Source organism: Kitasatospora sp. NPDC002965, assembly GCF_040611255.1.
GTDB lineage: Bacteria > Actinomycetota > Actinomycetes > Streptomycetales > Streptomycetaceae > Kitasatospora.
The window spans coordinates 1-21,991 of record NZ_JBEXNT010000005.1; the positions used below are offsets into that span (position 1 = coordinate 1).

General features: G+C 71.1%; 23 protein-coding genes. 1 reads left to right on the forward strand and 22 read right to left on the reverse strand.

Annotated features, from left to right (window positions below):
• Positions 1–157: 157 nt before the first annotated feature.
• From ABZY91_RS03510 to glmS, 4 genes are all read right to left on the reverse strand, one after another.
• On the reverse strand, positions 158–1,405 hold the full coding sequence (locus ABZY91_RS03510; protein ID WP_355399469.1) for an alpha/beta hydrolase: 1,248 nt from the start codon (positions 1,403–1,405) through the stop codon (positions 158–160).
• A complete protein-coding gene (gene alr, locus ABZY91_RS03515) occupies positions 1,402–2,598 on the reverse strand; it encodes an alanine racemase (RefSeq protein ID WP_329950401.1) in 1,197 nt (398 codons plus the stop codon). The genes ABZY91_RS03510 and alr overlap by 4 nt, the downstream gene beginning before the upstream one ends.
• A gap of 375 nt (positions 2,599–2,973) precedes the next feature.
• Entirely contained in the window at positions 2,974–4,524 is a 1,551-nt protein-coding gene (locus tag ABZY91_RS03520) for an NAD(P)H-hydrate dehydratase (RefSeq protein ID WP_355399471.1), read from the reverse strand.
• 263 nt (positions 4,525–4,787) lie between these two features.
• Positions 4,788–6,644, reverse strand: coding sequence for a glutamine--fructose-6-phosphate transaminase (isomerizing) (gene glmS, locus ABZY91_RS03525; RefSeq protein ID WP_355399473.1), 1,857 nt, complete (start codon positions 6,642–6,644; stop codon positions 4,788–4,790).
• Between the two features lie 99 nt (positions 6,645–6,743).
• Between glmS and coaA the strand changes: the two genes are divergently transcribed.
• Complete coding sequence (gene coaA, locus ABZY91_RS03530; protein WP_329885370.1) at positions 6,744–7,739, forward strand: type I pantothenate kinase; 996 nt, start codon at positions 6,744–6,746, stop codon at positions 7,737–7,739.
• Between the two features lie 76 nt (positions 7,740–7,815).
• Here the strand turns inward: coaA and glmM are convergent, their stop codons facing one another.
• From glmM to rpsE, 18 genes are all read right to left on the reverse strand, one after another.
• On the reverse strand, positions 7,816–9,180 hold the full coding sequence (gene glmM / locus ABZY91_RS03535; protein WP_355399475.1) for a phosphoglucosamine mutase: 1,365 nt from the start codon (positions 9,178–9,180) through the stop codon (positions 7,816–7,818).
• A 168-nt stretch (positions 9,181–9,348) separates the two neighbouring features.
• Positions 9,349–9,852 carry a 30S ribosomal protein S9 gene (rpsI, locus tag ABZY91_RS03540; protein ID WP_329885371.1) on the reverse strand — a complete coding sequence of 168 codons (504 nt, stop codon included), beginning with the start codon at positions 9,850–9,852 and terminating at the stop codon, positions 9,349–9,351.
• A gap of 46 nt (positions 9,853–9,898) precedes the next feature.
• Positions 9,899–10,342, reverse strand: coding sequence for a 50S ribosomal protein L13 (gene rplM, locus ABZY91_RS03545; RefSeq protein ID WP_014136251.1), 444 nt, complete (start codon positions 10,340–10,342; stop codon positions 9,899–9,901).
• A 381-nt stretch (positions 10,343–10,723) separates the two neighbouring features.
• Positions 10,724–12,397 carry an ATP-binding cassette domain-containing protein gene (locus ABZY91_RS03550; RefSeq protein ID WP_355399478.1) on the reverse strand — a complete coding sequence of 558 codons (1,674 nt, stop codon included), beginning with the start codon at positions 12,395–12,397 and terminating at the stop codon, positions 10,724–10,726.
• Positions 12,398–12,438: 41 nt separating this feature from the next.
• Positions 12,439–13,350 (reverse strand): tRNA pseudouridine(38-40) synthase TruA, encoded by a 912-nt coding sequence (truA, locus tag ABZY91_RS03555; RefSeq protein WP_329885373.1) that lies wholly within the window; start codon positions 13,348–13,350, stop codon positions 12,439–12,441.
• 87 nt (positions 13,351–13,437) lie between these two features.
• On the reverse strand, positions 13,438–13,929 hold the full coding sequence (gene rplQ, locus ABZY91_RS03560) for a 50S ribosomal protein L17 (protein ID WP_329885374.1): 492 nt from the start codon (positions 13,927–13,929) through the stop codon (positions 13,438–13,440).
• A gap of 131 nt (positions 13,930–14,060) precedes the next feature.
• The gene (locus ABZY91_RS03565) at positions 14,061–15,083 is read right to left on the reverse strand and encodes a DNA-directed RNA polymerase subunit alpha (protein ID WP_030232516.1); all 1,023 of its coding nucleotides are present in this window, start codon (positions 15,081–15,083) and stop codon (positions 14,061–14,063) included.
• 142 nt (positions 15,084–15,225) lie between these two features.
• Positions 15,226–15,633 (reverse strand): 30S ribosomal protein S11, encoded by a 408-nt coding sequence (rpsK, locus tag ABZY91_RS03570; protein WP_030232513.1) that lies wholly within the window; start codon positions 15,631–15,633, stop codon positions 15,226–15,228.
• A gap of 72 nt (positions 15,634–15,705) precedes the next feature.
• Positions 15,706–16,086, reverse strand: a complete 381-nt coding sequence (gene rpsM / locus ABZY91_RS03575; RefSeq protein WP_063348977.1) for a 30S ribosomal protein S13 — start codon at positions 16,084–16,086, stop codon at positions 15,706–15,708.
• Positions 16,087–16,267: 181 nt separating this feature from the next.
• The gene (rpmJ, locus tag ABZY91_RS03580; RefSeq protein ID WP_003956441.1) at positions 16,268–16,381 is read right to left on the reverse strand and encodes a 50S ribosomal protein L36; all 114 of its coding nucleotides are present in this window, start codon (positions 16,379–16,381) and stop codon (positions 16,268–16,270) included.
• Between the two features lie 32 nt (positions 16,382–16,413).
• Complete coding sequence (infA, locus tag ABZY91_RS03585) at positions 16,414–16,635, reverse strand: translation initiation factor IF-1 (protein ID WP_003956442.1); 222 nt, start codon at positions 16,633–16,635, stop codon at positions 16,414–16,416.
• A gap of 170 nt (positions 16,636–16,805) precedes the next feature.
• Positions 16,806–17,231 carry a large conductance mechanosensitive channel protein MscL gene (gene mscL, locus ABZY91_RS03590; RefSeq protein ID WP_355399481.1) on the reverse strand — a complete coding sequence of 142 codons (426 nt, stop codon included), beginning with the start codon at positions 17,229–17,231 and terminating at the stop codon, positions 16,806–16,808.
• A gap of 199 nt (positions 17,232–17,430) precedes the next feature.
• The gene (gene map, locus ABZY91_RS03595; protein ID WP_329950393.1) at positions 17,431–18,270 is read right to left on the reverse strand and encodes a type I methionyl aminopeptidase; all 840 of its coding nucleotides are present in this window, start codon (positions 18,268–18,270) and stop codon (positions 17,431–17,433) included.
• A gap of 129 nt (positions 18,271–18,399) precedes the next feature.
• Positions 18,400–19,053 (reverse strand): adenylate kinase, encoded by a 654-nt coding sequence (locus ABZY91_RS03600; RefSeq protein WP_329885377.1) that lies wholly within the window; start codon positions 19,051–19,053, stop codon positions 18,400–18,402.
• Entirely contained in the window at positions 19,053–20,363 is a 1,311-nt protein-coding gene (gene secY / locus ABZY91_RS03605) for a preprotein translocase subunit SecY (protein WP_327677856.1), read from the reverse strand. The genes ABZY91_RS03600 and secY overlap by 1 nt, the downstream gene beginning before the upstream one ends.
• Before the next feature lie 327 nt (positions 20,364–20,690).
• Entirely contained in the window at positions 20,691–21,143 is a 453-nt protein-coding gene (rplO, locus tag ABZY91_RS03610; RefSeq protein WP_329885378.1) for a 50S ribosomal protein L15, read from the reverse strand.
• Position 21,144: 1 nt separating this feature from the next.
• Positions 21,145–21,327 carry a 50S ribosomal protein L30 gene (gene rpmD / locus ABZY91_RS03615; protein WP_030300409.1) on the reverse strand — a complete coding sequence of 61 codons (183 nt, stop codon included), beginning with the start codon at positions 21,325–21,327 and terminating at the stop codon, positions 21,145–21,147.
• The gene (rpsE, locus tag ABZY91_RS03620) at positions 21,327–21,950 is read right to left on the reverse strand and encodes a 30S ribosomal protein S5 (RefSeq protein WP_030055834.1); all 624 of its coding nucleotides are present in this window, start codon (positions 21,948–21,950) and stop codon (positions 21,327–21,329) included. The genes rpmD and rpsE overlap by 1 nt, the downstream gene beginning before the upstream one ends.
• Positions 21,951–21,991 lie beyond the last annotated feature (41 nt).

Below are 21,991 nucleotides of genomic sequence, written 5' to 3' on the forward strand. Positions count from 1 at the left end.
TCTATTCTGCGTCCCCCCCCTCTCTGTCCTCCCGCCCGAACTAACGCCGTCCCACCACCAACATCTAACTGGGTGCAGGTCCCGTGGTGCCTGGCCCCCGCCCACCGGCGATCCGGCCGCCCGGCGGCGGGCCGGGCGGCGGCGGGCCGGGCGGCGGCTACGCCGGCTCGCGCAACGAGGCCGGGAGCGGGGCCGCACCCCGGTAGGCGGCGGCCCGCTCCAGCAGGGTGACCAGCCACTGGTTGACGAGGTCCGGCCGCTCCAGCATCACCAGGTGCCCGGCGTCCTCGACCAGGACCAGCTCCGCGCCGGGCAGCTGGCCGGCCATGACCTCACCGTGGCCGGGCGGGGTCAGCAGGTCCTTCGTGCCGGTCAGCACCAGGGTGGGAACGCCGCGCAGGGCACCCAGCGCCTCGGTCTTCTCGTGCGCGGCGAAGACCGGGTAGAACTCCGCCACCACGTCGATCGGCGTCGCGTCCAGCAGCTGCTCGGCGAACCGGACCACCCCGGGGTCGACGTCCTTCCCCCCGAAGGAGAAACGCCGGTAGAACACGGCACTGACGTCGGCCCCCAGCCGGCGGCTCGCCTCGACCAGGTCGACCTGACGACCGAGCAGCTTCACCATGCCGGGCGCGACCCGCTTGAACAGCTTCGCCCCCACCGCGGGCAGGCCGAGGGTCACCGCGTCCCAGTTCCCCGCCAGCGTGCCGATCAGCCCGACCCCGGCGACCCGCTCACGGAACAGCTCCGGATGCTGGTCGGCCAGCGCCATCACCGTCATGCCGCCCATCGAATGGCCGACCAGGACCAGCGGACCGGTGGGCGCGACGGCGTCGAGCACGGCCTTGAGGTCGCCGCCCAGCTGGTCGATGCTGGCCGGCTCACCCGCCAGGTAGGAGCGGGACCGCTCCGAGCGCCCGTGGCTGCGCTGGTCCCAGAAGACCAGCCGCAGACCGGCGCGGAGCGCCGCGCGCTGGAAGTGCCAGCTGTCCTGGCTGAGGCAGTAGCCGTGGCAGAAGACCACGGTCAGCGGCTCCGGACCGGAGTCCGGACCGGTGTTCCCAGCGGCATCCGCGGCGTCCGGCCAGCCGGTGCCGTCCACCTCCACGTACAGCTCGGTGCCGTCGGTGGCGGTCACCGTCCGGGGGCGACCGCGCAGCGAGCCGTACGCGGCCTTGGCGTCCAGCTCCGCGCGGGCCCGGCGGCGCATCGCCCGGCCGACCGTCAGACGCTCTATCGCCACGCCGGCCGCGGCACCCGCCGCGAGCACGCCGACCGAGATCCCGATCAGGCCGGCCCGGCTCACCCCGGAGGCCGCACCGGACGCGGCACCCGCCACCTCCGCGGCCTTCCCGGCCGCCTTGGCCACCGTCGCGACCGGGTCCGTGCCGGGCTGCCCGCTCATCCGAGCGGCTCCCCGTCCAGCCCGCCGACGTAGCGGCGCGGCACCCGGGAGCCGATCCGGGTCACGATCTCGTAGGAGATGGTGCCGCAGGCGCGGCCCCAGTCCTCGGCGGTCGGCTCGCCCCGGTCGCCGTTGCCGAACAGCAGCACCTCGTCGCCGACCGGCGGGGTGTCGCCGCCGAGGTCGACGACGAACTGGTCCATCGCCACCCGGCCGGCCACCGTCCGCCACTTGCCGTCGATCTGCACCGGGCCGGTGCCGCTCGCGTGCCGGGGCACGCCGTCGCCGTAGCCGACCGGGACGAGGCCCAGCGTGGTCGGACCGGGGGTCGTGTAGTGGTGGCCGTAGCTGACGCCGTGCCCGCCGGGGACGTGCTTCACCAGGGCGAGCCGGGCGCTCAGCGACATCACCGGGCGGAGGCCGAAGTCGGCCGGCGAGCCGACCTCGGGGACGGGGGACAACCCGTACATCGCCAGGCCGGTGCGGACCATGTCGAAGTGCGACTGCGGGAGCAGCAGGGTGGCGGGCGAATTGGCCAGGTGGCGGACCTCCGGCCGCAGCCCGGCCGCCTCGGCGGTGACCAGCGCGGCGCGGTAGGCGTCCAGCTGGGCCTGGATCGACGGGTGGCCGGGCTCGTCGGCGGCCGCGAAGTGCGACCAGACGCCGACCACGGTGAGCAGGCCGTCCAGCTCGGCGCGGCGGGCGGCGGCGACCAGGTCGGGCCAGTCGTGCGGCTGGCAGCCGTTGCGGCCCAGGCCGGTGTCGGCCTTCAGGTGCACGCGGGCCGGCAGCCCGGTGCCGCGGACGGCGGCGAGCAGCTCGTCCAGCGCCCACCGGCCGCTGACCGAGATGTCGATGTCGGCGAGCAGCGCCTCACGCCACGGGCCGCCGGGGGTCCAGAGCCAGCACAGGACGCGGGCCTGGTCGGGGCGGATGCCGGCGGCGCGCAGGGCGAGCGCCTCCTCCGGCGTCGCGGTGCCCAGCCAGCCGACCCCTGCGGCGACCGCCTCCCGGGCGCACCGGACCGCGCCGTGGCCGTAGGCGTCCGCCTTGACCGCGGCCATCACCGCGGCGCCTCCGACGCGCTCGCGCAGCGCGTCGAGGTTGCCGCGCAGGGCGGCCAGATCGATGGTCGCCTCGGCCCGCGCTCCTTCGGTGAGGGTGGCCGTAGCGATCGTGTTCGCAGTTGTCATCAGGGTCAGTCTCCCAGACGTCCCAGGGTCCTCGCCGAACGGCCCGTCGGCACGCCGCCCCGGGGCGCCGCCGCCGAGCGGCCCGCACAACCCGCCGTCCCTTACCGGACGCCCACGAATCACCCGCCGGTTCCTTCCCCCCTCCCCCCACCCGCCCCGACCGCCCCGACCGTCCCGGCCTCCCCGGCCCCTCGGGCCCCGCAGCGGACGAGGAGCAGGCCGATCGGCCAGGAGAGGGCGACAACCTCAGTCCGCGCACCGGACGTCGGACGGGCCGACTTCTCGTGCGCGCCCGGCGAGCCGAGGGCGGGGGCGCAGGGGCCGACGGGCGCCCGGGCAGCTCGACGGAAGCCGGTCGGTACGTTCCGGCGCGCGTCAGCCCCCGGAGGCCACGGCGGCCGCGGAACCCTCAGAGCCCTCAGAGCCCTCGGCCGACCGGACGTCGCGCCAGGCGGCGGGGAGGGCTGCCGCCACCTGGAGGGCGGTGACGGGCGCCCCGGGACTACCGGCCGCGCGGCGGGCGGCGAGGCCGTGCAGGTACGCGGCCACCGAGGCGGCGTCCAGCGGGGAGAGCCCGGTGGCCAGCAGCGAACCGGCCAGGCCCGCCAGCACGTCGCCGCTGCCGGCCGTCGCCAGCCAGGAGCTGCCGGTCGGGTTCACCCGCACCGCGCCGCCCGGGTCGGCGATCACCGTCGTCGAGCCCTTCAGCAGCACCGTCGCCCGGTAGGCGGCGGCGAGCCGGCGGGCCGTGGCCAGCCGGGTGGCGGCCAGCTCGTCGGCGGCCGGCGGCCTGGCCTCACCGCCCGCGGCACCCGCCGCCTCACCCGCGCCCGCCAGCAGGCGGGCCGCCTCGCCCGTGTGCGGGGTCAGCAGCGTGGGCGCCGTCCGCCCGGCGAGCGCCTGCGGCCCGAGGCGGGCCAGTTCGGTCAGCCCGTCCGCGTCGACCAGCACCGGGACGTCGCTCGCCAGCGCCTCCGTGAGCGCCCGCTCCGCCCCCTCGCCGCCACCCGGTCCGACCACCCAGGCCTGCACCCGCCCCGCCCCGGCCGGCCCGCCCTCGGTGACCAGCGCCTCCGGGAACCGCCGCACCACCTCCTCGGCCGCCGTCCCCACGTACCGCACCGCACCGGCGCCACCGCTCAGCGCCCCGGCCACCGCGAGCAGCGCGGCCCCGGGGTACCGCGACGAGCCGGCCGCCACCCCGACCACGCCGCGCCGGTACTTGTCGCTCTCCGCCCCCGGCACCGGCAGCAGCGCGGCCACGTCGGCGTGCTGCGGGGCCGCCACCGCGGCCGGCGGCAGCTCCAGCCCGATCCCCACCAGCTGCACCACCCCCGCGTACGAGGCGCCCGGATCGATCAGCAGCCCCGGCTTGTACGTGCCGAAGCAGACCGTCACGTCCGCCCGGAGCGCCACGCCCGCCACCTCGCCGGTGTCGGCGTCCACCCCGCTCGGCACGTCCACGGCCACCACCACCCCGTCCCGGCCGGCGCGGGCGTACGGCTGCGCCTCCGGCCGCAGGCCGCCCCGCCCGCCGATGCCGACGATGCCGTCCAGCACCAGGTCCGCGCGCGAGAAGTCGGCCAGGCCGACTTCCTGTTCCGGCACCACCCGCCCGCCGGCCGACCGGAGAGCCGCGAGGCCCCCTGCGTGGGCCCGCTCGGGTGCGAGCAGCACCGCCGCCACCCGCGCGCCGCGCCGGGCCAGCGCCGCGCCCGCGTACAGGGCGTCGCCCCCGTTGTCCCCGCTGCCCGCCAGGACCACCACCCGGCTGCCGTAGACCCGGCCCCGACGGCGGGTCAGCAGCCGGGCGCAGGTCACGGCGAGGCCGGCGGCGGCCCGCTGCATCAGGGTGCCCTCCGGCAGCGCGGCCATCAGTTCGGCCTCGGCGGCCCGGACCTGGTCGACGCGGTGAGCACTGCGCATGAGGGGTTCCCCCGGTCTTCGGCGACGGACGACGGATAGGGACGACGGGTAGGGACGACGACGGCTACCGCCGACGCTACGCGACCGACCTCCCCCGCAGGGCCCGAGGCCGTGCGGCACGCTTCGGCACGACACCCGCTCCGGCCCCCCACCGGCCGACCCCGCGCCGCCGGAGCGGCCCGGCGGGCCCGGACAGCAGGGCGCCCCCGCGGTGGAACGCAGCCACCGCGGGGGCACCGGACGGGAAGGGCCGGACGACCCGACTACTCGACCGTCACCGACTTCGCCAGGTTGCGGGGCTGGTCGACCTCGTGGCCCTTGGCCGTGGCCAGCTCGCAGGCGAAGACCTGCAGCGGCACGGTGGAGACCAGCGGCTGCAGCAGGGTCGGCGTGACCGGGATGCGGATCAGGTGGTCCGCGTACGGGACGACCGCCTCGTCGCCCTCCTCGGCGATGACGATCGTGCGGGCGCCCCGGGCCCGGATCTCCTGGATGTTGGAGACGATCTTGTCGTGCAGGATCGACCGCCCGCGCGGCGACGGCACGACCACCACGACCGGCAGGCCCTCCTCGATCAGCGCGATCGGCCCGTGCTTCAGCTCGCCGGCCGCGAAGCCCTCGGCGTGCATGTAGGCGAGCTCCTTGAGCTTGAGCGCGCCCTCCAGGGCCACCGGGAAGCCGACGTGCCGGCCGAGGAACAGGACCGAGCGCGCGTCCGCCAGCGAGCGGGCCAGCTCGCGCACCGGCTCCATGGTCCGCAGGACCTGCTCGACCTGGCGCGGGGCGTCGCCGAGCTCCTTGATGACGGCGTGGATCTCGTCGCCCCACTTGGTGCCGCGCACCTGGCCGAGGTACAGCGCGACCAGGTAGCAGGCGACCAGCTGGGTCAGGAACGCCTTGGTGGAGGCGACGGCGACCTCGGGCCCGGCGTGGGTGTACAGCACCGCGTCCGACTCGCGCGGGATGGTGGAGCCGTTGGTGTTGCAGATCGCCAGCACCTTGGCGCCCTGCTCGCGCGCGTGCCGCAGCGCCATCAGGGTGTCCATGGTCTCGCCGGACTGCGAGATCGCGATGACCAGCGTGCCCGGGCCCATGATCGGGTCGCGGTAGCGGAACTCGGACGCGACCTCCACCTCGCAGGGGATCCGGGTCCAGTGCTCGATCGCGTACTTGGCGATCATGCCCGCGTGGAAGGCGGTGCCGCAGGCGACGATGACGACCTTGTCGACCGACCGCAGGTCGGCGTCGGAGATCCGCAGCTCGTCGAGGGTGAGCCGGCCGTCGGTGCCGATCCGGCCGAGGAGGGTGTCGGCGACGGCCTTCGGCTGCTCGGCGATCTCCTTGAGCATGAAGTAGTCGTAGCCGCCCTTCTCGGCGGCCGAGGCGTCCCAGTCGACGTGGTACTCGCGCACGTCGGCCGGGGTGCCGTCGAAGTTGGTGACCGTCACCGCGTCGCGGCGCAGCTCCACGACCTGGTCCTGGCCCAGCTCGATCGCCTCGCGGGTGTGCGCGATGAACGCCGCGACGTCGGAGGCGAGGAAGTTCTCGCCCTCGCCGCGCCCGACCACCAGCGGCGAGTTGCGGCGGGCGCCGACCACGACGTCCGGCGCGTCCGCGTGCACGGCGACGAGGGTGAAGGCGCCGTCGAGACGGCGGCAGACCGCCCGCATCGCCTCGGCCAGGTCACCGTCGTACAGCTCGGCGAGCAGGTGGGCGACGACCTCGGTGTCGGTCTCCGAGCGCAGCGTGTGGCCGCGCTCGGTCAGCTCGGCCCGGAGCTGGGCGAAGTTCTCGATGATGCCGTTGTGGACCACGGCCACCCGGACGGCGTCGTCCAGGTGGGGGTGGGCGTTGGCGTCGGTCGGGCCGCCGTGGGTGGCCCAACGGGTGTGACCGATGCCGGTGGTTCCGCCGGGAAGAGGGGTCTCGGCGAGTGACTTCTCCAGGTTGGCGAGCTTTCCGGCCCGCTTGTCGGTGGCGAGGCTCCACTGCCCGTCGGAGCCCTGCACCTGCACCGCGACACCGGCGGAGTCGTAACCCCGGTACTCCAGTCGCTGCAGGCCTGCGATTACTACGTCAAGGGCGGGCTGGGAGCCCACGTATCCAACAATTCCGCACATGCGTGCCAGCATAAGGGCGCTCCGAACGCCCCATTCGCGCGGTTCGCCCCCGGCGCGTGACCGACACCACAACCCCCCTGAACGGCGCTACGGCTCACAATGGAGCATGTGCTGACCGAACTCTGTACGCGGGGCGTTGCCACGCCCGGCCCGTCGCCGTCCCCCTACGTGGACCTCAGCCGGGCCGAGTGGAGCGCACTGCGCGAGCGTACGCCGCTGCCACTGACCGCACAGGAGGTGGAACGGCTGCGCGGTCTCGGCACCGCGCTCGACCTCGACGAGGTCCGCGACGTCTACCTGCCGCTGTCCCGGCTGCTGAACCTCTACATCCACGCCACGCACGACCTACGCGACGCGCTGGGCACCTTCCTCGACACCGGGGACACCGAGCGCACCCGCACGCCGTTCATCATCGGCGTGGCCGGCTCGGTCGCGGTCGGCAAGTCCACGACGGCCCGGCTGCTCCAGGCGCTGCTGGCCCGCTGGCCGGAGCACCCCCGGGTGGAGCTGGTCACCACGGACGGGTTCCTGCTGCCGAACGCGGAGCTGCGCCGGCGCGGGCTGATGGCCCGCAAGGGGTTCCCCGAGTCGTACGACCGCCGGGCGCTGATGCGGTTCGTCGCGGACGTGAAGGCCGGCAAGGAGAGGGTCTCCGCCCCGGTCTACTCGCACCTCGTGTACGACATCGTGCCCGGGGAGCGGCTCACCGTGGAGCGCCCGGACATCCTGATCGTCGAGGGGCTGAACGTGCTGCAGCCGGCGCTGCCGGGCACCGACGGCCGGACCAGGCTCGCGGTGGCCGACTACTTCGACTTCTCGATCTACGTCGACGCCCGCACCGACGACATCGAGAGCTGGTACCTGGACCGGTTCCGCAAGCTGCGGCAGACCGCCTTCCAGGACCCGAACTCCTACTTCCGCCGGTTCACCGAGGTGCCGGAGGAGGAGGCCATGGAGTACGGCCGCCAGGTGTGGCGCACCATCAACAAGCCGAACCTGCTGGAGAACGTGCTGCCCACCCGCGGCCGGGCGACGCTGGTCCTGCAGAAGGGCGCGGACCACAAGGTCCGCCGGGCACGGCTGCGCAAGCTCTGAACGCGCCACGAGCCGCGAACGCCCGAGGGCCCCGCACCTGCGGGGCCCTCGGGCGTTCGAGCGTTCGGCGGGGGGGTCAGCCCAGGTACGTCCGGACCGCCTCGGCCAGGCGCTCCGCGACGGCCTTGGACTGCGACTCGTCGGCGGCCTCGACCATCACCCGGACCAGCGGCTCGGTGCCGGACGGCCGCAGCAGCACCCGGCCGGTGGAGCCCAGCTCCGCCTCGGCCTCGGCGACGGCGGCGGCCAGCTCCTCGCTGGTCTTCACCCGGCTCTTGTCGACGCCCTTGACGTTGATCAGCACCTGCGGCAGCCGGGTCATCACGTCGGCCAGGTCGGCCAGCGGCTGCTTGGTGGCGGCCAGCCGGGCGCCGAGCATCAGGCCGGTCAGCGTGCCGTCGCCGGTGGTCGCGTGGTCGAGGAGGATGACGTGGCCGGACTGCTCGCCGCCCAGCGCGAAGCCGTGCGCCTTCATCGCCTCCAGCACGTAGCGGTCACCGACGGCGGTCTCGACCAGGTCGATGCCCTCGCGCTCCATCGCCAGCTTGAAGCCCAGGTTGGACATCACGGTGGCCACGACGGTGTTGCTCCGCAGCGTGCCGGCCTCCTTCATGGCGACGGCGAGGATCGCGATGATCTGGTCGCCGTCGACCTCGTCGCCGTCCGCGTCGGCGGCCAGGCAGCGGTCGGCGTCACCGTCGAGGGCGATCCCGAGGTCCGCCCGGTGCTCGCGCATGGCGGTGCGCAGCCGGTCCAGGTGGGTGGAGCCGACACCGTCGTTGATGTTGAGGCCGGTGGGCTCGGCCCCCAGGGTGTGGACGACCTCGGCGCCGGCCCGGGCGAAGGCCTCGGGGGCGACGTACGCGGCCGCGCCGTGGGCGCCGTCGATGACGACCCGGATGCCGTCCAGGCGGTTGGGCAGCACGCCGATCAGGTGGGCGACGTACTTGTCGAAGCCCTCGGTGTACTCGCGGACCCGGCCGACGTCGGCCCCGGTCGGGCGCTTCCACTCGTCGCTGCCGACGGAGTACGTCCGGTAGTGCGCCTCGATGGCGTCCTCGATCCGGTCGTCCAGCTTGTGGCCGCCGCGGGCGAGGAACTTGATGCCGTTGTCCGGCATGGCGTTGTGGCTGGCGGAGAGCATCACGCCGAAGTCGGCGCCGAGCGCGCCGGTGAGGTACGCCACCGCCGGGGTGGGCAGCACGCCGACCCGCAGCACGTCGACGCCCGCGCTGGCCAGGCCGGCGATGACCGCGGCCTCCAGGAACTCGCCCGAGGCGCGCGGATCGCGGCCGACCACCGCGACCGGCCGGTGGCCGTCGAAGGCCCCCGCCTCACCGAGCACGTGCGCCGCCGCGACCGACAGCCCGAGCGCGAGCTCGGCCGTCAGGGTCTCGTTGGCCACGCCGCGTACGCCGTCCGTACCGAAGAGTCGTCCCACTGTCCCGTCCTCCATCGCCGCAATGCTTTGCAGAGAATCCGATCGAATCCCAGGCCTCCGCACAATGGCCGGGGAGCACGACGCCCCGGAGTACGCGAAGTACTCCGGGGCGTGAGAGCGCATCCGGGGGCGTGCACCACCAGGGCGGTACGCACCCCCGGGGCGCGACTAGCGCTTGCTGTACTGCGGCGCCTTGCGGGCCTTCTTGAGACCGGCCTTCTTGCGCTCGACGGCACGCGCGTCACGCATCAGGAAGCCGGCCTTCTTCAGGGCGGCGCGGTTGTTGTCCACGTCGGCCTCGTTCAGGGCACGGGCGACGCCGAGGCGCAGCGCGTAGGCCTGACCGGAGGTGCCGCCACCCGAGATGCGGGCGACGACGTCGTAACGGCCGTCGAGCTCAAGGAGCTTGAACGGCTCGTTCACGGTCTGCTGGTGCACCTTGTTGGGGAAGTAGTTCTCCAGGGTGCGACCGTTGATCTTCCACTGGCCGGTGCCGGGGACGATGCGCACGCGGGCGATCGCCTCCTTGCGACGGCCGAGGCCGGCGCCGGGGACGGCCTCGCCGAAGCGGCCGGCCAGGGACTCGGAGGTGTAGTTCTCCTCGGAGGTGTACTCGCCCTCGACGACAGTCTCGTCGAAGTCGACCTCAAGGGTTTCGGTGGTCTCGGCCACGGGGTTCCTCAGCTCTTTTCAGTGTTGGGGGGCTTGGTGGCCGGAGTTACTGCGCGACCTGGGTGATCTCGAACGGCACCGGCTGCTGGGCAGCGTGCGGGTGCTGGTCGCCCGAGTAGACCTTCAGCTTCGAGAGCATCTGGCGGCCCAGGCTGTTCTTGGGGACCATGCCCTTGATGGCCTTCTCGACGGCCTTCTCCGGGTTGTTCGCCAGGAGGTCGTCGTAGCGGACCGAGCGGAGACCGCCCGGGAAGCCGCTGTGGCGGTACGCCAGCTTCTGGGTCTTCTTGTTACCCGACAGGTGCACCTTGTCCGCGTTGATGATGATGACGAAGTCACCGGTGTCAACGTGCGGCGCGTAGATCGCCTTGTGCTTACCCCGGAGGAGGTTGGCGGCCTGGGAGGCCAGGCGGCCGAGCACGACGTCGGTCGCGTCGATGACGTGCCACTGACGCTGGACGTCGCCGGGCTTGGGGCTGTACGTACGCACGGTCGTAGCCTCTGCTTTTCAGTGAGTGAGTCCTGACAGGAGCACCCGGTCGAGGGCATCAGCCTGGCCGCCTTGGACGCAATTCAAGGGGGGCCGCTGGGTGGTCGACCTGATATCTCCGGCGTACCGACCTCTCACGTGAGATAGAGCGAGCCAATACGCACATCAAGCGCCCAGGCTACCGGGACTACCGGGGAGGGTCAAAATTCGCCCGGCGGAACCCGCCCCGGGACTGTCCTGAACCGCTCCCGAACGGACCCTGAACCGGTCCCCGACCGGTCACGAACGGCACCCGAACGACCGGAACCGCACAGGCTCCGGACACCACCCGGCCCGGCGCGGTGCGGCCCGGACCGCCCCGCACCGCGCCGCAACGCCAGGTCAGCGATCCCGCTCGACCCGGGTGACGTCCCAGACCGGCTCCGTCGACTCGTAGACGCGGCCGTCCGCGCCGAACACCACGAAACGGTCCAGGGCCTTCGCGAACCAGCGGTCGTGCGTGACGCACAGCACGGTGCCGTCGAAGGCCTCCAGCCCGGCCTGCAGCGCCTCCGCGCTCTCCAGGTCCAGGTTGTCGGTCGGCTCGTCGAGCAGCAGCGCGGTGACCCCGGAGAGCTCCAGCTTGAGGATCATCAGCCGGGCCTGCTGCCCGCCGGAGAGCGACTCGAACTTCTGCTCCTCCTGCCGGTCCAGCTCGTACCGGCGCAGGGCACCCATCGCGGCGCCGCGGCTGAGCGCGTGCTCCTCCTCGACGATCGAGCGGACGGTGCGGCCGAGCAGCTCCGGATGGGCGTGGGTCTGCCGGAAGTGGCCGGGCACCACCCGGGCGCCGAGCCTCCAGCCACCGGTGTGCGCGACCGTGGTGTCCCCCGCGAGGAGGCGCAGGAAGTGCGACTTGCCGGAGCCGTTGGAACCGAGGACGCCGATCCGCTCGCCGTAGAAGACCTCCAGGTCGAAGGGCTTCATCAGGCCGGTGAGCTCCAGCTGCTCCATGGTGAAGGCGCGCACGCCCGTCCGGCCGCCCTTGAGCCGCATGGTGATGCTCTGCTCGCGCGGGGGCTCTTCCGGACGGCCGGCCTCCTCGAACTTCTTCAGCCGGGTCTGCGCCGCCGCGTAGCGGGTGGCCAGCGCGTGGCTGACGGAGGCGGCCTGACGCAGCGTGACGACGAGCTTCTTGAGCTTGGCGTGCTCCTCGTCCCAGCGCCGGCCGAGCTCCTCGAAGCGGGCGAAGCGGTCCTTGCGGGCCTCGTGGAAGGAGTCGAAGCCGCCGCCGTGGACCCAGACACTGCTGCCGGCCGCGCCGGACTCGACACTGATGATCTTCTCGGCGGTCCGGGAGAGGAGCTCACGGTCGTGCGAGATGTAGAGCACGGTCTTCGGGGTGGCCCTGATCGCCTCCTCCAGCCAGCGCTTGCCGGGAACGTCCAGGTAGTTGTCCGGCTCGTCCAGCAACAGCACCTCCTCGGGGCCGCGCAGCAGCGCCTCCAGGACGAGGCGCTTCTGCTCACCGCCGGAGAGCGTGTTGAGGCCGCGCCACTGGGCCTTGTCGAAGGGCATGCCGAGGGCCGCCGTCGTGCAGACGTCCCAGTCGGTCTCGTAGTCGTAGCCGCCGACGTCGGCCCAGTCGGAGAGCGCCTGGGCATACGCCATCTGCGTCTTCTCGTCGTCCTGGGCGATCATCGCCAGCTCGGCGGCGTCGACCGCGCGGGCCGCGACGGCGATCCGCTCGGGGGCGACGGAGACCAGCAGGTCACGGACGGAGGCGTCGGCGGCCAGCGGGGCCGGGCCCTGCCGGTCCTCGTCCTCCTGCTTGCCCTCGCGGCCGGTGGTGCCGACGAACTGGCGCATCACGCCGAGGCCGCCGCTGATCGTCACCGAGCCGCCGTGCGGCTGGAGGTCGCCCGCGATCATGCGCAGGAGGGTGGTCTTGCCGGCGCCGTTGGCGCCCACCAGGGCGACCGCGGTGCCCTCGCCGACCCGGAAGGACGCGTCGTCGAAAAGCACCCGCCCGTCCGGCAGGTAGTACTCAAGGTGCGAAATCTCGACGTGTCCCATGCGGACGATTCTCCCAAGCCGCCGCCCAGGACCAAAACGGATTAGCCGACCACCGGCTGTCCGGGCAGGGTCCGCATCCGGCGGGCCGCCCGGTTGCGCTCGGCGAGCAGCTCGTCCGCCGGGTAGCCGACCTCCTCCAGCGTCAGCCCGTGGGGCCGGATGACGTTGACCGCCGAGTTGCGGACGCCGCCGGCCAGCACCTCCCCGGGGAACTCCACCGGCCGGTGCCCGTCGCCGACCAGCAGCATCGCGCCGACCAGCGCCCGCACCATGTTGTGGCAGAAGGCGTCGGCCCGGACGGTGGCGACCGCCAGCGAGCCCTCCTGCGCGGCGTAGGTGTCCACCGGCACGCGGTCCCAGCGCAGCTCCAGCAGGGTGCGGATGGTCGTGGCGCCCTCGCGCTTCTTGCAGTACGCGGCGAAGTCGTGCTCGCCGAGGAGCAGTTCGGCGGCGGCGTTCATCTTCTCGACGTCCAGCGGCCGGTCGTGCCAGAGCACGTGCCCGCGCAGCAGCGGGTCGACCCCGCCGGGGTGGTCGGCGACCCGGTAGGCGTACCGGCGCCAGATCGCCGAGAAGCGGGCGTCGAAGCCCGCGGGGGCCTCGCTCACCCGGTAGATCCGGACGTCACCGGGGAGTCGCCCGGCCAGCCGCCGGAGCAGCTTCCCGCCGTGCTGGGCCCAGAGTTCGTCCGGCAGGTCGACGTGCGCGACCTGGCCCCGGGCGTGCACACCGGCGTCGGTGCGGCCGGCCACCGTCAGGGGGTGGAGCTCCGGGCTCCGGGTGACGATCTGCAGCGCGGTCTCGATCTCCTCCTGGACGGTGCGGCGACCGCCGCGCTGGCGGGCCCATCCGGAGAACTCGGCGCCCTGGTAGGCGAGGTCGAACCGGATCCGGACGTACCCGTCGGCCGGGCCGTCCTTGACCGGCGGCCGCTCGGCGCAATCGTTGACCACTGCTTCTCTCCCAGAGGGGTCCAGACAGAAGGAACGGGCCCGCTCCCCCACGGATGGGAGAACGGGCCCGCACTACACCGGAAGGTGTCAGGCCTGCTCGGTGGCCTCGGCCTCGTCGGCCTTCGCCTCGTCGGCCTTGGTGGCCTCGACCTTGGCGTCGGCCTCCTTGACGGCACGCTTGGTGGCGCCCTCGGCCTCGCCGACGGCGGTCTGCGCGACGGTCAGCGCCTCGACCAGCTCGATCACGGCCATCGGCGCGTTGTCGCCGCGGCGACCGCCGATCTTGGTGATGCGGGTGTAGCCACCCGGGCGGTTCTCGTAGCGCGGCGCGATCTCGGTGAAGAGGGTGTGCAGCACCGAGATGTCGGTGATGGTCTTGCGCACCAGGCGACGGTTGTGGATGTCGCCCTTCTTCGCCTTGGTGATGAGCTTCTCCGCCAGCGGGCGCATCCGACGGGCCTTGGCCTCGGTCGTGGTGATGCGGCCGTACTGGAAGAGCTCCCGGCACAGACCGGCGAGCAGCAGCGGCTCGTGGTGCGGGCCGCCGCCGAGGCGGGCACCCTTGGTGGGACGCGGCATGGAATTACTCCTCGAATCTCCGACTGCGGCCGTACCAGGTACCGCAGCGGGCGTACGGGCACGGTGCCCGTACGGCTTTTCACTGACCCGCCGGAACGGCCGCCGGAGCGGCCGTCCCCACGGTCAAACTCTTAGTACTGCTCGGTCTCCGCGTAACCCGCGTCGTCCAGGTCGTCGGCGCCGAAGGCGTCGGCGGCGGCGGTCGGGTCGAACCCGGGCGGGCTGTCCTTGAGGGCCAGGCCCATGCCGGCCAGCTTCGCCTTGACCTCGTCGATCGACTTCGCACCGAAGTTGCGGATGTCGAGCAGGTCGGCCTCGGAGCGGGCCACGAGCTCACCCACGGTGTGGATGCCCTCGCGCTTGAGGCAGTTGTAGGAGCGGACGGTGAGCTCCAGCTCCTCGATCGGCAGCGCCAGGTCGGCGGCCAGGGCGGCGTCCGTGGGGGACGGGCCCATGTCGATGCCCTCGGCGTCGATGTTCAGCTCGCGGGCGAGACCGAACAGCTCCACCAGGGTCTTGCCGGCCGAGGCCATGGCGTCGCGCGGACGCATGGCGGGCTTGGTCTCGACGTCGACGATGAGCTTGTCGAAGTCGGTCCGCTGCTCGACACGGGTGGCCTCGACCTTGTAGGTGACCTTCAGCACGGGGCTGTAGATCGAGTCGACCGGGATGCGGCCGATCTCCTGGCCGGAGGCCTTGTTCTGCACGGCGGAGACGTAGCCGCGACCGCGCTCGACGGTCAGCTCCATCTCCAGCTTGCCCTTGCCGTTCAGCGTGGCGAGGACCAGCTCGGGGTTGTGCACCTCGACACCCGCCGGCGGGGCGATGTCGGCGGCGGTGACCACACCCGGGCCCTGCTTGCGCAGGTACATCACGACCGGCTCGTCGTGCTCCGAGGAGACGACCAGCTGCTTGATGTTGAGGATGAGGTCGGTGACGTCCTCCTTGACGCCCGGCACGGTGGTGAACTCGTGCAGGACGCCGTCGACGCGGATGCTGGTGACAGCGGCACCCGGGATCGACGACAGGAGGGTGCGGCGGAGCGAGTTGCCGAGGGTGTAGCCGAAGCCCGGCTCCAGCGGCTCGATCACGAACCGCGAGCGGAATTCGTCGACGACCTCTTCGGTCAGCGAGGGACGCTGAGCGATCAGCATGTTTCAAATCCTCCAGTGATCTTCGGCACCCACTATTTGATGCCGAACAGAACCAGCGTACGGGGTCCCGCCGGCAGTGACACACCGCGTGGGACCCCGTACGAAGGCTTGAAGCAGAACCCGCGTGCCCGAAGGCGCTGCGTCAGACGCGGCGGCGCTTCGGCGGACGGCAGCCGTTGTGCGGGGTGGGGGTGACGTCCTGGATCGAACCGACCTCCAGGCCGGTGGCCTGGAGCGAGCGGATCGCGGTCTCGCGGCCGGAGCCCGGACCCTTCACGAAGACGTCGACCTTGCGCATGCCGTGCTCCTGCGCGCGACGGGCAGCGGCCTCAGCGGCCATCTGCGCGGCGAACGGGGTGGACTTGCGCGAGCCCTTGAAGCCGACGTGGCCGGCAGAGGCCCAGGAGATCACGTTGCCCGCGGGGTCGGTGATCGAGACGATCGTGTTGTTGAACGTGCTCTTGATGTGCGCGTGGCCGTGAGCCACGTTCTTCTTTTCCTTGCGGCGGATCTTCTTCGCGCCGGCAGCCTGACGACCCTTGGGGGGCATAAGTCTGTTCTCCTACTGAGGTGGTCGGTCCGCTGACCCGCGGGCCGGAGGGATGTCCGGTGACGGGACGGACTACTTCTTGCCCGGCTTCTTCTTACCGGCGATCGCGCGACGCGGGCCCTTGCGGGTACGCGCGTTGGTGTGGGTGCGCTGGCCGCGGACCGGCAGGCCGCGACGGTGACGCAGACCCTCGTAGCAGCCGATCTCGACCTTGCGGCGGATGTCGGCGGCCACCTCACGGCGGAGGTCACCCTCGACCGTGTAGTTGGCGTCGATGTACTGACCCAGCTTGACGAGGTCTTCCTCGCTGATGTCGCGCACGCGGACATCGGGGTTGACACCGGTCTCGACCAGGGTCTGCTGGGCGCGGGTACGGCCGATGCCGTACACGTAGGTAAGGGCGATCTCGATCCGCTTCTCACGGGGGAGATCAACGCCGGCGAGGCGTGCCATTCAAGGCTCCTGTGCTTCTTCAGAGGTCTCGCGTGCTACCTACTCCTACGCCTCTCGACGATGGAGCCCCGGCCTCTGACCGGGGGTGGCAGTCCGTCCACTGACGGACGGATCGGGTAGCCCGCTTATGACGTTTTTCGCGTCGCGCGAAGTACTACGAGAAATGCTGGGGGGGAACTGATCAGCCCTGGCGCTGCTTGTGGCGCAGGTTGTCGCAGATCACCATGACCCGGCCGTGGCGGCGGATCACCTTGCACTTGTCGCAGATCTTCTTGACGCTCGGCTTGACCTTCATGTTCAGGTTCTCCGGGTCTAGATCTGACGTTCTTACTTGTAGCGGTAGACGATCCGGCCACGCGTGAGGTCGTAGGGGCTGAGCTCCACCACGACCCGGTCGTCCGGCAGGATGCGGATGTAGTGCATGCGCATCTTGCCACTGATGTGCGCGAGGACCTTGTGACCGTTCTGCAGCTCGACCTTGAACATCGCGTTCGGAAGAGACTCGATCACGGTGCCCTCGATCTCAATGGCGCCTTGCTTCTTAGCCATGAACTGCGAGATCCACCTTCCGGGACCGGCTACCGTATGCGGCACGCTCGTGCGAACCTGGGTCCACCCCGACCCCCGAGGGGGAAGAGGGCGTGCTGAAGCACGCTACGAGTGAGCCGACGGTCCATCCTACGCCAGCGCGAGGGGTGGACCAAAACCGGGGCCCCCGGTCAGTGCGGGGCGACGACCCGCAGCGGCTCCACGTGGGCGGTGCAGGCCGAGCAGCGGCGGGCGGCCTCGGGTATCTCGGTCAGGCACTCCGGGCACGGGCGCTTCGGGGTCTTCGGCTTCTTCGGCAGGTAGCGGGCGGTCGCCTTGGTCACCGGCAGGACGACGCAGAAGTAGAGCACCGCGGCGGTCATCAGGAACGCGATCAGCACGTTCAGGAACTGGCCGTACGGGAAGATGACCCCCGCCACGTTGGCCTTGTACGAGCCGAAGTCGCCCGCCGCGCCGACCACCACACCCACCAGCGGGGTGAGGAAGGCCGACACGAAGCCGGTCACCACCCCGGTGAACGCGGCACCGATGACGACACCGACCGCCATGTCGACGACGTTGCCGCGCATCATGAATTCGCGGAATCCCTTGAGCACTGCTCTCTCCTGCTCGATCGAAGCCGTTTGCCGGTCGAAGCCGTCCGGGGACGCTCCGAGCCTCTGAAGCCACTGCCAGCCGATAAAAATAGGACAAAAGCCCTGGAGGTCCAAACCCCCAGGGCTCCGGTCCGTCGTCGGACCCGGCAGCCGGCCTCGCGGGCGGCGGCGAACGGCCGCCCCGACCGGGCTCCGACGACTAGGCGAGCGGGTCCGGAGCTGCGGTGATGCCGAGCTTGGCCAGCTCGGCCCGGCCGCCGTCGAAGGAGGTCAGCACCAGCGGCCCCTCCTCGGTCACGGCCACCGAGTGCTCCCAGTGCGAGGCCCAGGTACCGTCGTTGGTCACGACGGTCCAGTCGTCCTCCAGCACCGTCGTGTGCGGCGTGCCGAGCGACACCATGGGCTCGATGGCCAGCACGGTGCCGGGGATCAGCTTGGGGCCCTTCCCGCGGCCGCGCTCGACGTAGTTCAGGACGTGCGGCTCCATGTGCATCGCGGTGCCGATGCCGTGGCCGCCGTAGCCCTCGGTGATGCCCCACTTGCCCTTCGGCGGCAGCGGCTGGCGGCGGATGAAGCCCTCGATCGCCTTGGAGACGTCGACCAGGCGGTTGCCCTTCTTCATCTGGGCGATGCCGGCCCACATCGAGCCCTCGGTGACGCGGCTCAGCATCTCCACCTCGGGCCGGGCCTCGCCGACGGCCACCGAGATCGCCGCGTCGCCGTGCCAGCCGTCCAGGATGGCGCCGCAGTCGATCGAGATCAGGTCGCCCTCCTCCAGCACCCGGTCGCCCGGGATGCCGTGCACGACCTCGTTGTTCACCGAGGCGCAGATCACACCGGGGAACCAGAGCCCGCCGTGGTGGGCGCGGAAGTTGGAGGTCGCGCCGTGGTCCGTGATGACCTTGTCGGCGATGTCGTTGAGTTCCTGGGTGGTCACACCCGGGGCTACCGCCTCGCGGCACGCCTTGAGCGCCTCGGCGACGACCAGTCCGGCCGCTCGCATCTTCGCGATCTGCTCGGAGGTCTTGATCTCCACCATCTGGTCACGCCTTCCTTGGTCTCCCGCGCGGTCCTTGCCGGGCGGCCGTGCACTCGTTCCACCGTACGACGACCTACGGCCGCGCTGCCCCGGAAGGGCAACGCGGCCGTAGGTACGCCGCTCAAAAACTCAGCTGTCCTGCTTCAGCGCCTCGATCGCGCGGGCGGTGACCTCGTCCACCTTGCCGAGGGCCGGGATCGTCGCGATCAGGCCCTGCTGGCGGTAGTAGTCGATGATCGGCTCGGTCTCCGTGTGGTAGACCTCCAGCCGCGTCCGCACCTTGTCCTCGGTGTCGTCCGAACGCTGGTACAGCTCGCCGCCGCACTCGTCGCAGACGCCCTCGGTCTTCGGCGCGTTGTAGTCCACGTGGAACACGTGGCCGCCGTCGTTGCGGCAGAGGCGACGGCCGGCGATCCGCCGGACCACCTCGTCCTCGGGGACCTCCAGGTCCAGCACGCCGTCGAGCGCGATGCCCTGCTCGGTGAGGAACTCGTCCAGCGCCTTGGCCTGGCCAAGGTTGCGCGGAAAGCCGTCCAGCAGGAAGCCGTTGACGGCGTCCTCCTGGAGCATCCGGTCCTTGGCCATCCCGATCGTGACCTCGTCCGGCACCAGCCGGCCCGCGTCCATGTAGCTCTTGGCCTCGACACCCAGCGGGGTGCCCTGGCCGATGTTGGCGCGGAAGAGGTCGCCGGTGGAGATGTGGGGAATGGACAGGGTCTTGGCGAGCAGGTGCGCCTGAGTACCCTTCCCGGCCCCGGGAGGCCCGACGAGGACGATTCGCATCAGCGGAGGAACCCTTCGTAATTGCGCTGCTGGAGCTGGCTCTCGATCTGCTTCACAGTTTCGAGTCCGACGCCGACGACGATGAGGACGCTGGTGCCGCCGAACGGGAAGTTGGTCTGCTGTCCGAAGGCGACCAGGGCGATCATCGGGATCAACGCGATCAGGCCCAGGTAGAGCGAACCCGGCCACGTGATGCGGGTGAGCACGTAGTTCAGGTACTCGGCCGTCGGGCGGCCGGCCCGGATACCCGGGATGAACCCACCATACTTCTTCATGTTGTCGGCAACTTCTTCGGGGTTGAAGGAGATGGCGACGTAGAAGAAGGCGAAGAAGACGATCAGCAGGAAGTACGTGGCCATGTAGACCGGGTGGTCACCGCGGACGAAGTGCTGGTTGATCCACACCGCCCAGCCGGACTGGCTGTTGGTCAGCTGGACCACCAGGGCCGGGATGTACAGCAGGGACGAGGCGAAGATGACCGGGATGACACCGGCCTGGTTCACCTTCAGCGGGATGTAGGTCGACGTGCCGCCGAAGGCCCGGCGGCCGATCATCCGCTTCGCGTACTGCACCGGGATCCGCCGCTGCGCCTGCTCGACGAAGATGACGAGCATCACAACGATGACGCCGATCGCGATGACGGAGAGGAACTCGACCCAGCCACCGCCGATGGTGCCGGAACCCTTGATGGCCCACATCGAGGTCGGGAACTGCGCGGCGATCGAGGTGAAGATCAGCAGCGACATGCCGTTGCCGATACCGCGGTCGGTGATCAGCTCGCCCAGCCACATGATCACCGTGGTGCCGGCGGTCATGGTCAGGACCATCACGGCGATCCGGAAGACCCCGGTGTCCGGCACGATCTGGTTGGCGTAGACGCAGCCGGAGAAGAGCGCGCCGCTGGAGGCCGTCGCCACGATGCCGGTGCCCTGGAGCACCGCGAGCGCGATGGTCAGGTACCGGGTGTACTGCGTGATCTTCGCGGTACCGGCCTGGCCCTCCTTCTTCAGCGCCTCGAGTCGCGGGATCACGACCGTGAGGAGCTGGAGGATGATGCTCGCCGTGATGTACGGCATGATGCCGAGGGCGAAGATCGTCAGCTGGAGGAGCGCGCCACCGCTGAACAGGTTGACCAGTCCGAAGAGGCCGTTGTTCTTGGTCTCCTTGATACAGGCGTGAACCGCCTGGAAGTCCACCCCTGGAACAGGGATGTGCGAGCCCAGCCGGAACAGCACCATGATGCCCAGCGTGAACAGCAGCTTCTTGCGCAGGTCGGGCGTCTGGAACGCCCGCGCGAACGCACTGAGCACGGTGCCTCCTGCGCCTCCCGCGCGTCGTCGGCGGGAGGGTCGGTCCTGAATGGGAGTTTGGGCGGTACGGGCCCCCGTACAGACGGCACAGGCGAGCCTACGCGCAGCCTACAAGGGAACTCCACGGACTCTAACAGTGCGCGGCCACTCGAAAGAAGCGCGTACCGTCCCTCCCCCACTCATGGGGTACGGGATGCCCGGTTTTGCCACACAAAAGAACGAGGGCGGATCACCGGAATCCGGACCGCCGGGAAAGGGCGCGGCCGGAAACGGCGCAAGCCCCGCACCTCCCTGAGGGGAAGTGCGGGGCTCACGAAGTCAGCGGGCTCAGACGAGCTCGGTGACGGTACCGCCGGCGGCGGTGATCTTCTCGGTGGCCGAGCCGGAGACGGCGTCGACCGTCACCTGCAGGGCGACCGAGATCTCGCCGGTGCCGAGCACCTTGACGAGGGAGTTCTTGCGAACCGCGCCCTTGGCGACCAGGTCCTCGACAGTGACCTCGCCACCCTGCGGGTAGAGCTCGGCCAGCTTGTCGAGGTTGACAACCTGGAACGTGATCTTGAACGGGTTCTTGAAGCCCTTCAGCTTCGGCAGGCGCATGTGGAGGGGCATCTGGCCACCCTCGAAGCGCTGCGGAACCTGGTAACGGGCCTTGGTGCCCTTGGTGCCACGACCGGCGGTCTTACCCTTGGAGCCCTCACCACGACCGACACGGGTCTTGGCGGTCTTGGCACCCGGGGCGGGACGCAGGTTGTGCACCTTGATCGGCGAGTCAGCCATCTCAGTCCACCTCCTCGACCGTGACGAGGTGACGCACGGTCTGGGCCATCCCGCGGATCTCGGGACGGTCCTCCTTGACGACCACATCGTGCATGCGCTTCAGACCCAGCGAGCGCAGCGTCTCGCGGTGGTTCTGCTTGCTGCCGATGTAGGACTTGGTCTGCGTGATCTTCAGGCGAGCCATCAGGCGCTCACCCCTGCAGCACGAGCCCGCAGCAGAGCCGCGGGAGCCACGTCCTCCAGCGGCAGGCCACGACGGGCGGCGATCTCCTCGGGGCGCACGAGGCCCTTCAGAGCGGCCACCGTGGCGTGCACGATGTTGATCGCGTTGTCGGAGCCGAGCGACTTCGACAGGATGTCGTGAATACCGGCGCACTCCAGCACGGCACGCACCGGGCCACCGGCGATAACACCGGTACCGGGGGCAGCCGGCTTCAGGAGCACGACGCCGGCAGCCTTCTCGCCCTGGATCGGGTGCGGGATGGTGCCCTGGATACGGGGGACCTTGAAGAAGTTCTTCTTGGCCTCCTCAACACCCTTGGCGATGGCGGCCGGAACCTCCTTCGCCTTCCCGTAACCGACACCTACGGTGCCGTCACCGTCGCCCACCACGACCAGCGCGGTGAAGCTGAAACGACGACCACCCTTGACAACCTTGGCGACACGGTTGATCGCGACCACACGCTCGACGTAAGCGGTCTTCTCGACGGCGGGGGCGTTGCCCCGGTCGTCACGCTTACGGTCACGCCGCTCGCCACCGCCGGTGCCGCCGCCGGCGCCGCTACCGCGGCGCTGGGGTCCAGCCATTGGAATTACCTCTCTCGATTACGTCCGTCGACTGAGCCGAC

What these genes read in the sequence shown, in the direction of transcription:
- coaA (WP_329885370.1), top strand. Translation starts at nt 6,744, where the DNA reads ATGGAGCATGTGCTGACCGAACTCTGTACGCGGGGCGTTGCCACGCCC.
- glmS (WP_355399473.1), bottom strand. Translation starts at nt 6,644, where the DNA reads ATGTGCGGAATTGTTGGATACGTGGGCTCCCAGCCCGCCCTTGACGTA.
- rpmJ (WP_003956441.1), bottom strand. Translation starts at nt 16,381, where the DNA reads ATGAAGGTCAAGCCGAGCGTCAAGAAGATCTGCGACAAGTGCAAGGTG.
- ABZY91_RS03510 (WP_355399469.1), bottom strand. Translation starts at nt 1,405, where the DNA reads ATGAGCGGGCAGCCCGGCACGGACCCGGTCGCGACGGTGGCCAAGGCG.
- ABZY91_RS03565 (WP_030232516.1), bottom strand. Translation starts at nt 15,083, where the DNA reads ATGCTGATCGCTCAGCGTCCCTCGCTGACCGAAGAGGTCGTCGACGAA.
- ABZY91_RS03520 (WP_355399471.1), bottom strand. Translation starts at nt 4,524, where the DNA reads ATGCGCAGTGCTCACCGCGTCGACCAGGTCCGGGCCGCCGAGGCCGAA.
- ABZY91_RS03550 (WP_355399478.1), bottom strand. Translation starts at nt 12,397, where the DNA reads ATGGGACACGTCGAGATTTCGCACCTTGAGTACTACCTGCCGGACGGG.
- alr (WP_329950401.1), bottom strand. Translation starts at nt 2,598, where the DNA reads ATGACAACTGCGAACACGATCGCTACGGCCACCCTCACCGAAGGAGCG.
- infA (WP_003956442.1), bottom strand. Translation starts at nt 16,635, where the DNA reads ATGGCTAAGAAGCAAGGCGCCATTGAGATCGAGGGCACCGTGATCGAG.
- rplQ (WP_329885374.1), bottom strand. Translation starts at nt 13,929, where the DNA reads ATGCCGCGTCCCACCAAGGGTGCCCGCCTCGGCGGCGGCCCGCACCAC.
- rpsM (WP_063348977.1), bottom strand. Translation starts at nt 16,086, where the DNA reads ATGGCACGCCTCGCCGGCGTTGATCTCCCCCGTGAGAAGCGGATCGAG.
- rpmD (WP_030300409.1), bottom strand. Translation starts at nt 21,327, where the DNA reads ATGGCTCGCCTGAAGATCACGCAGACCAAGTCCTACATCGGCAGCAAG.
- ABZY91_RS03600 (WP_329885377.1), bottom strand. Translation starts at nt 19,053, where the DNA reads ATGCGAATCGTCCTCGTCGGGCCTCCCGGGGCCGGGAAGGGTACTCAG.
- map (WP_329950393.1), bottom strand. Translation starts at nt 18,270, where the DNA reads ATGGTGGAGATCAAGACCTCCGAGCAGATCGCGAAGATGCGAGCGGCC.
- rplO (WP_329885378.1), bottom strand. Translation starts at nt 21,143, where the DNA reads ATGGCTGACTCGCCGATCAAGGTGCACAACCTGCGTCCCGCCCCGGGT.
- rpsK (WP_030232513.1), bottom strand. Translation starts at nt 15,633, where the DNA reads ATGCCCCCCAAGGGTCGTCAGGCTGCCGGCGCGAAGAAGATCCGCCGC.
- rpsE (WP_030055834.1), bottom strand. Translation starts at nt 21,950, where the DNA reads ATGGCTGGACCCCAGCGCCGCGGTAGCGGCGCCGGCGGCGGCACCGGC.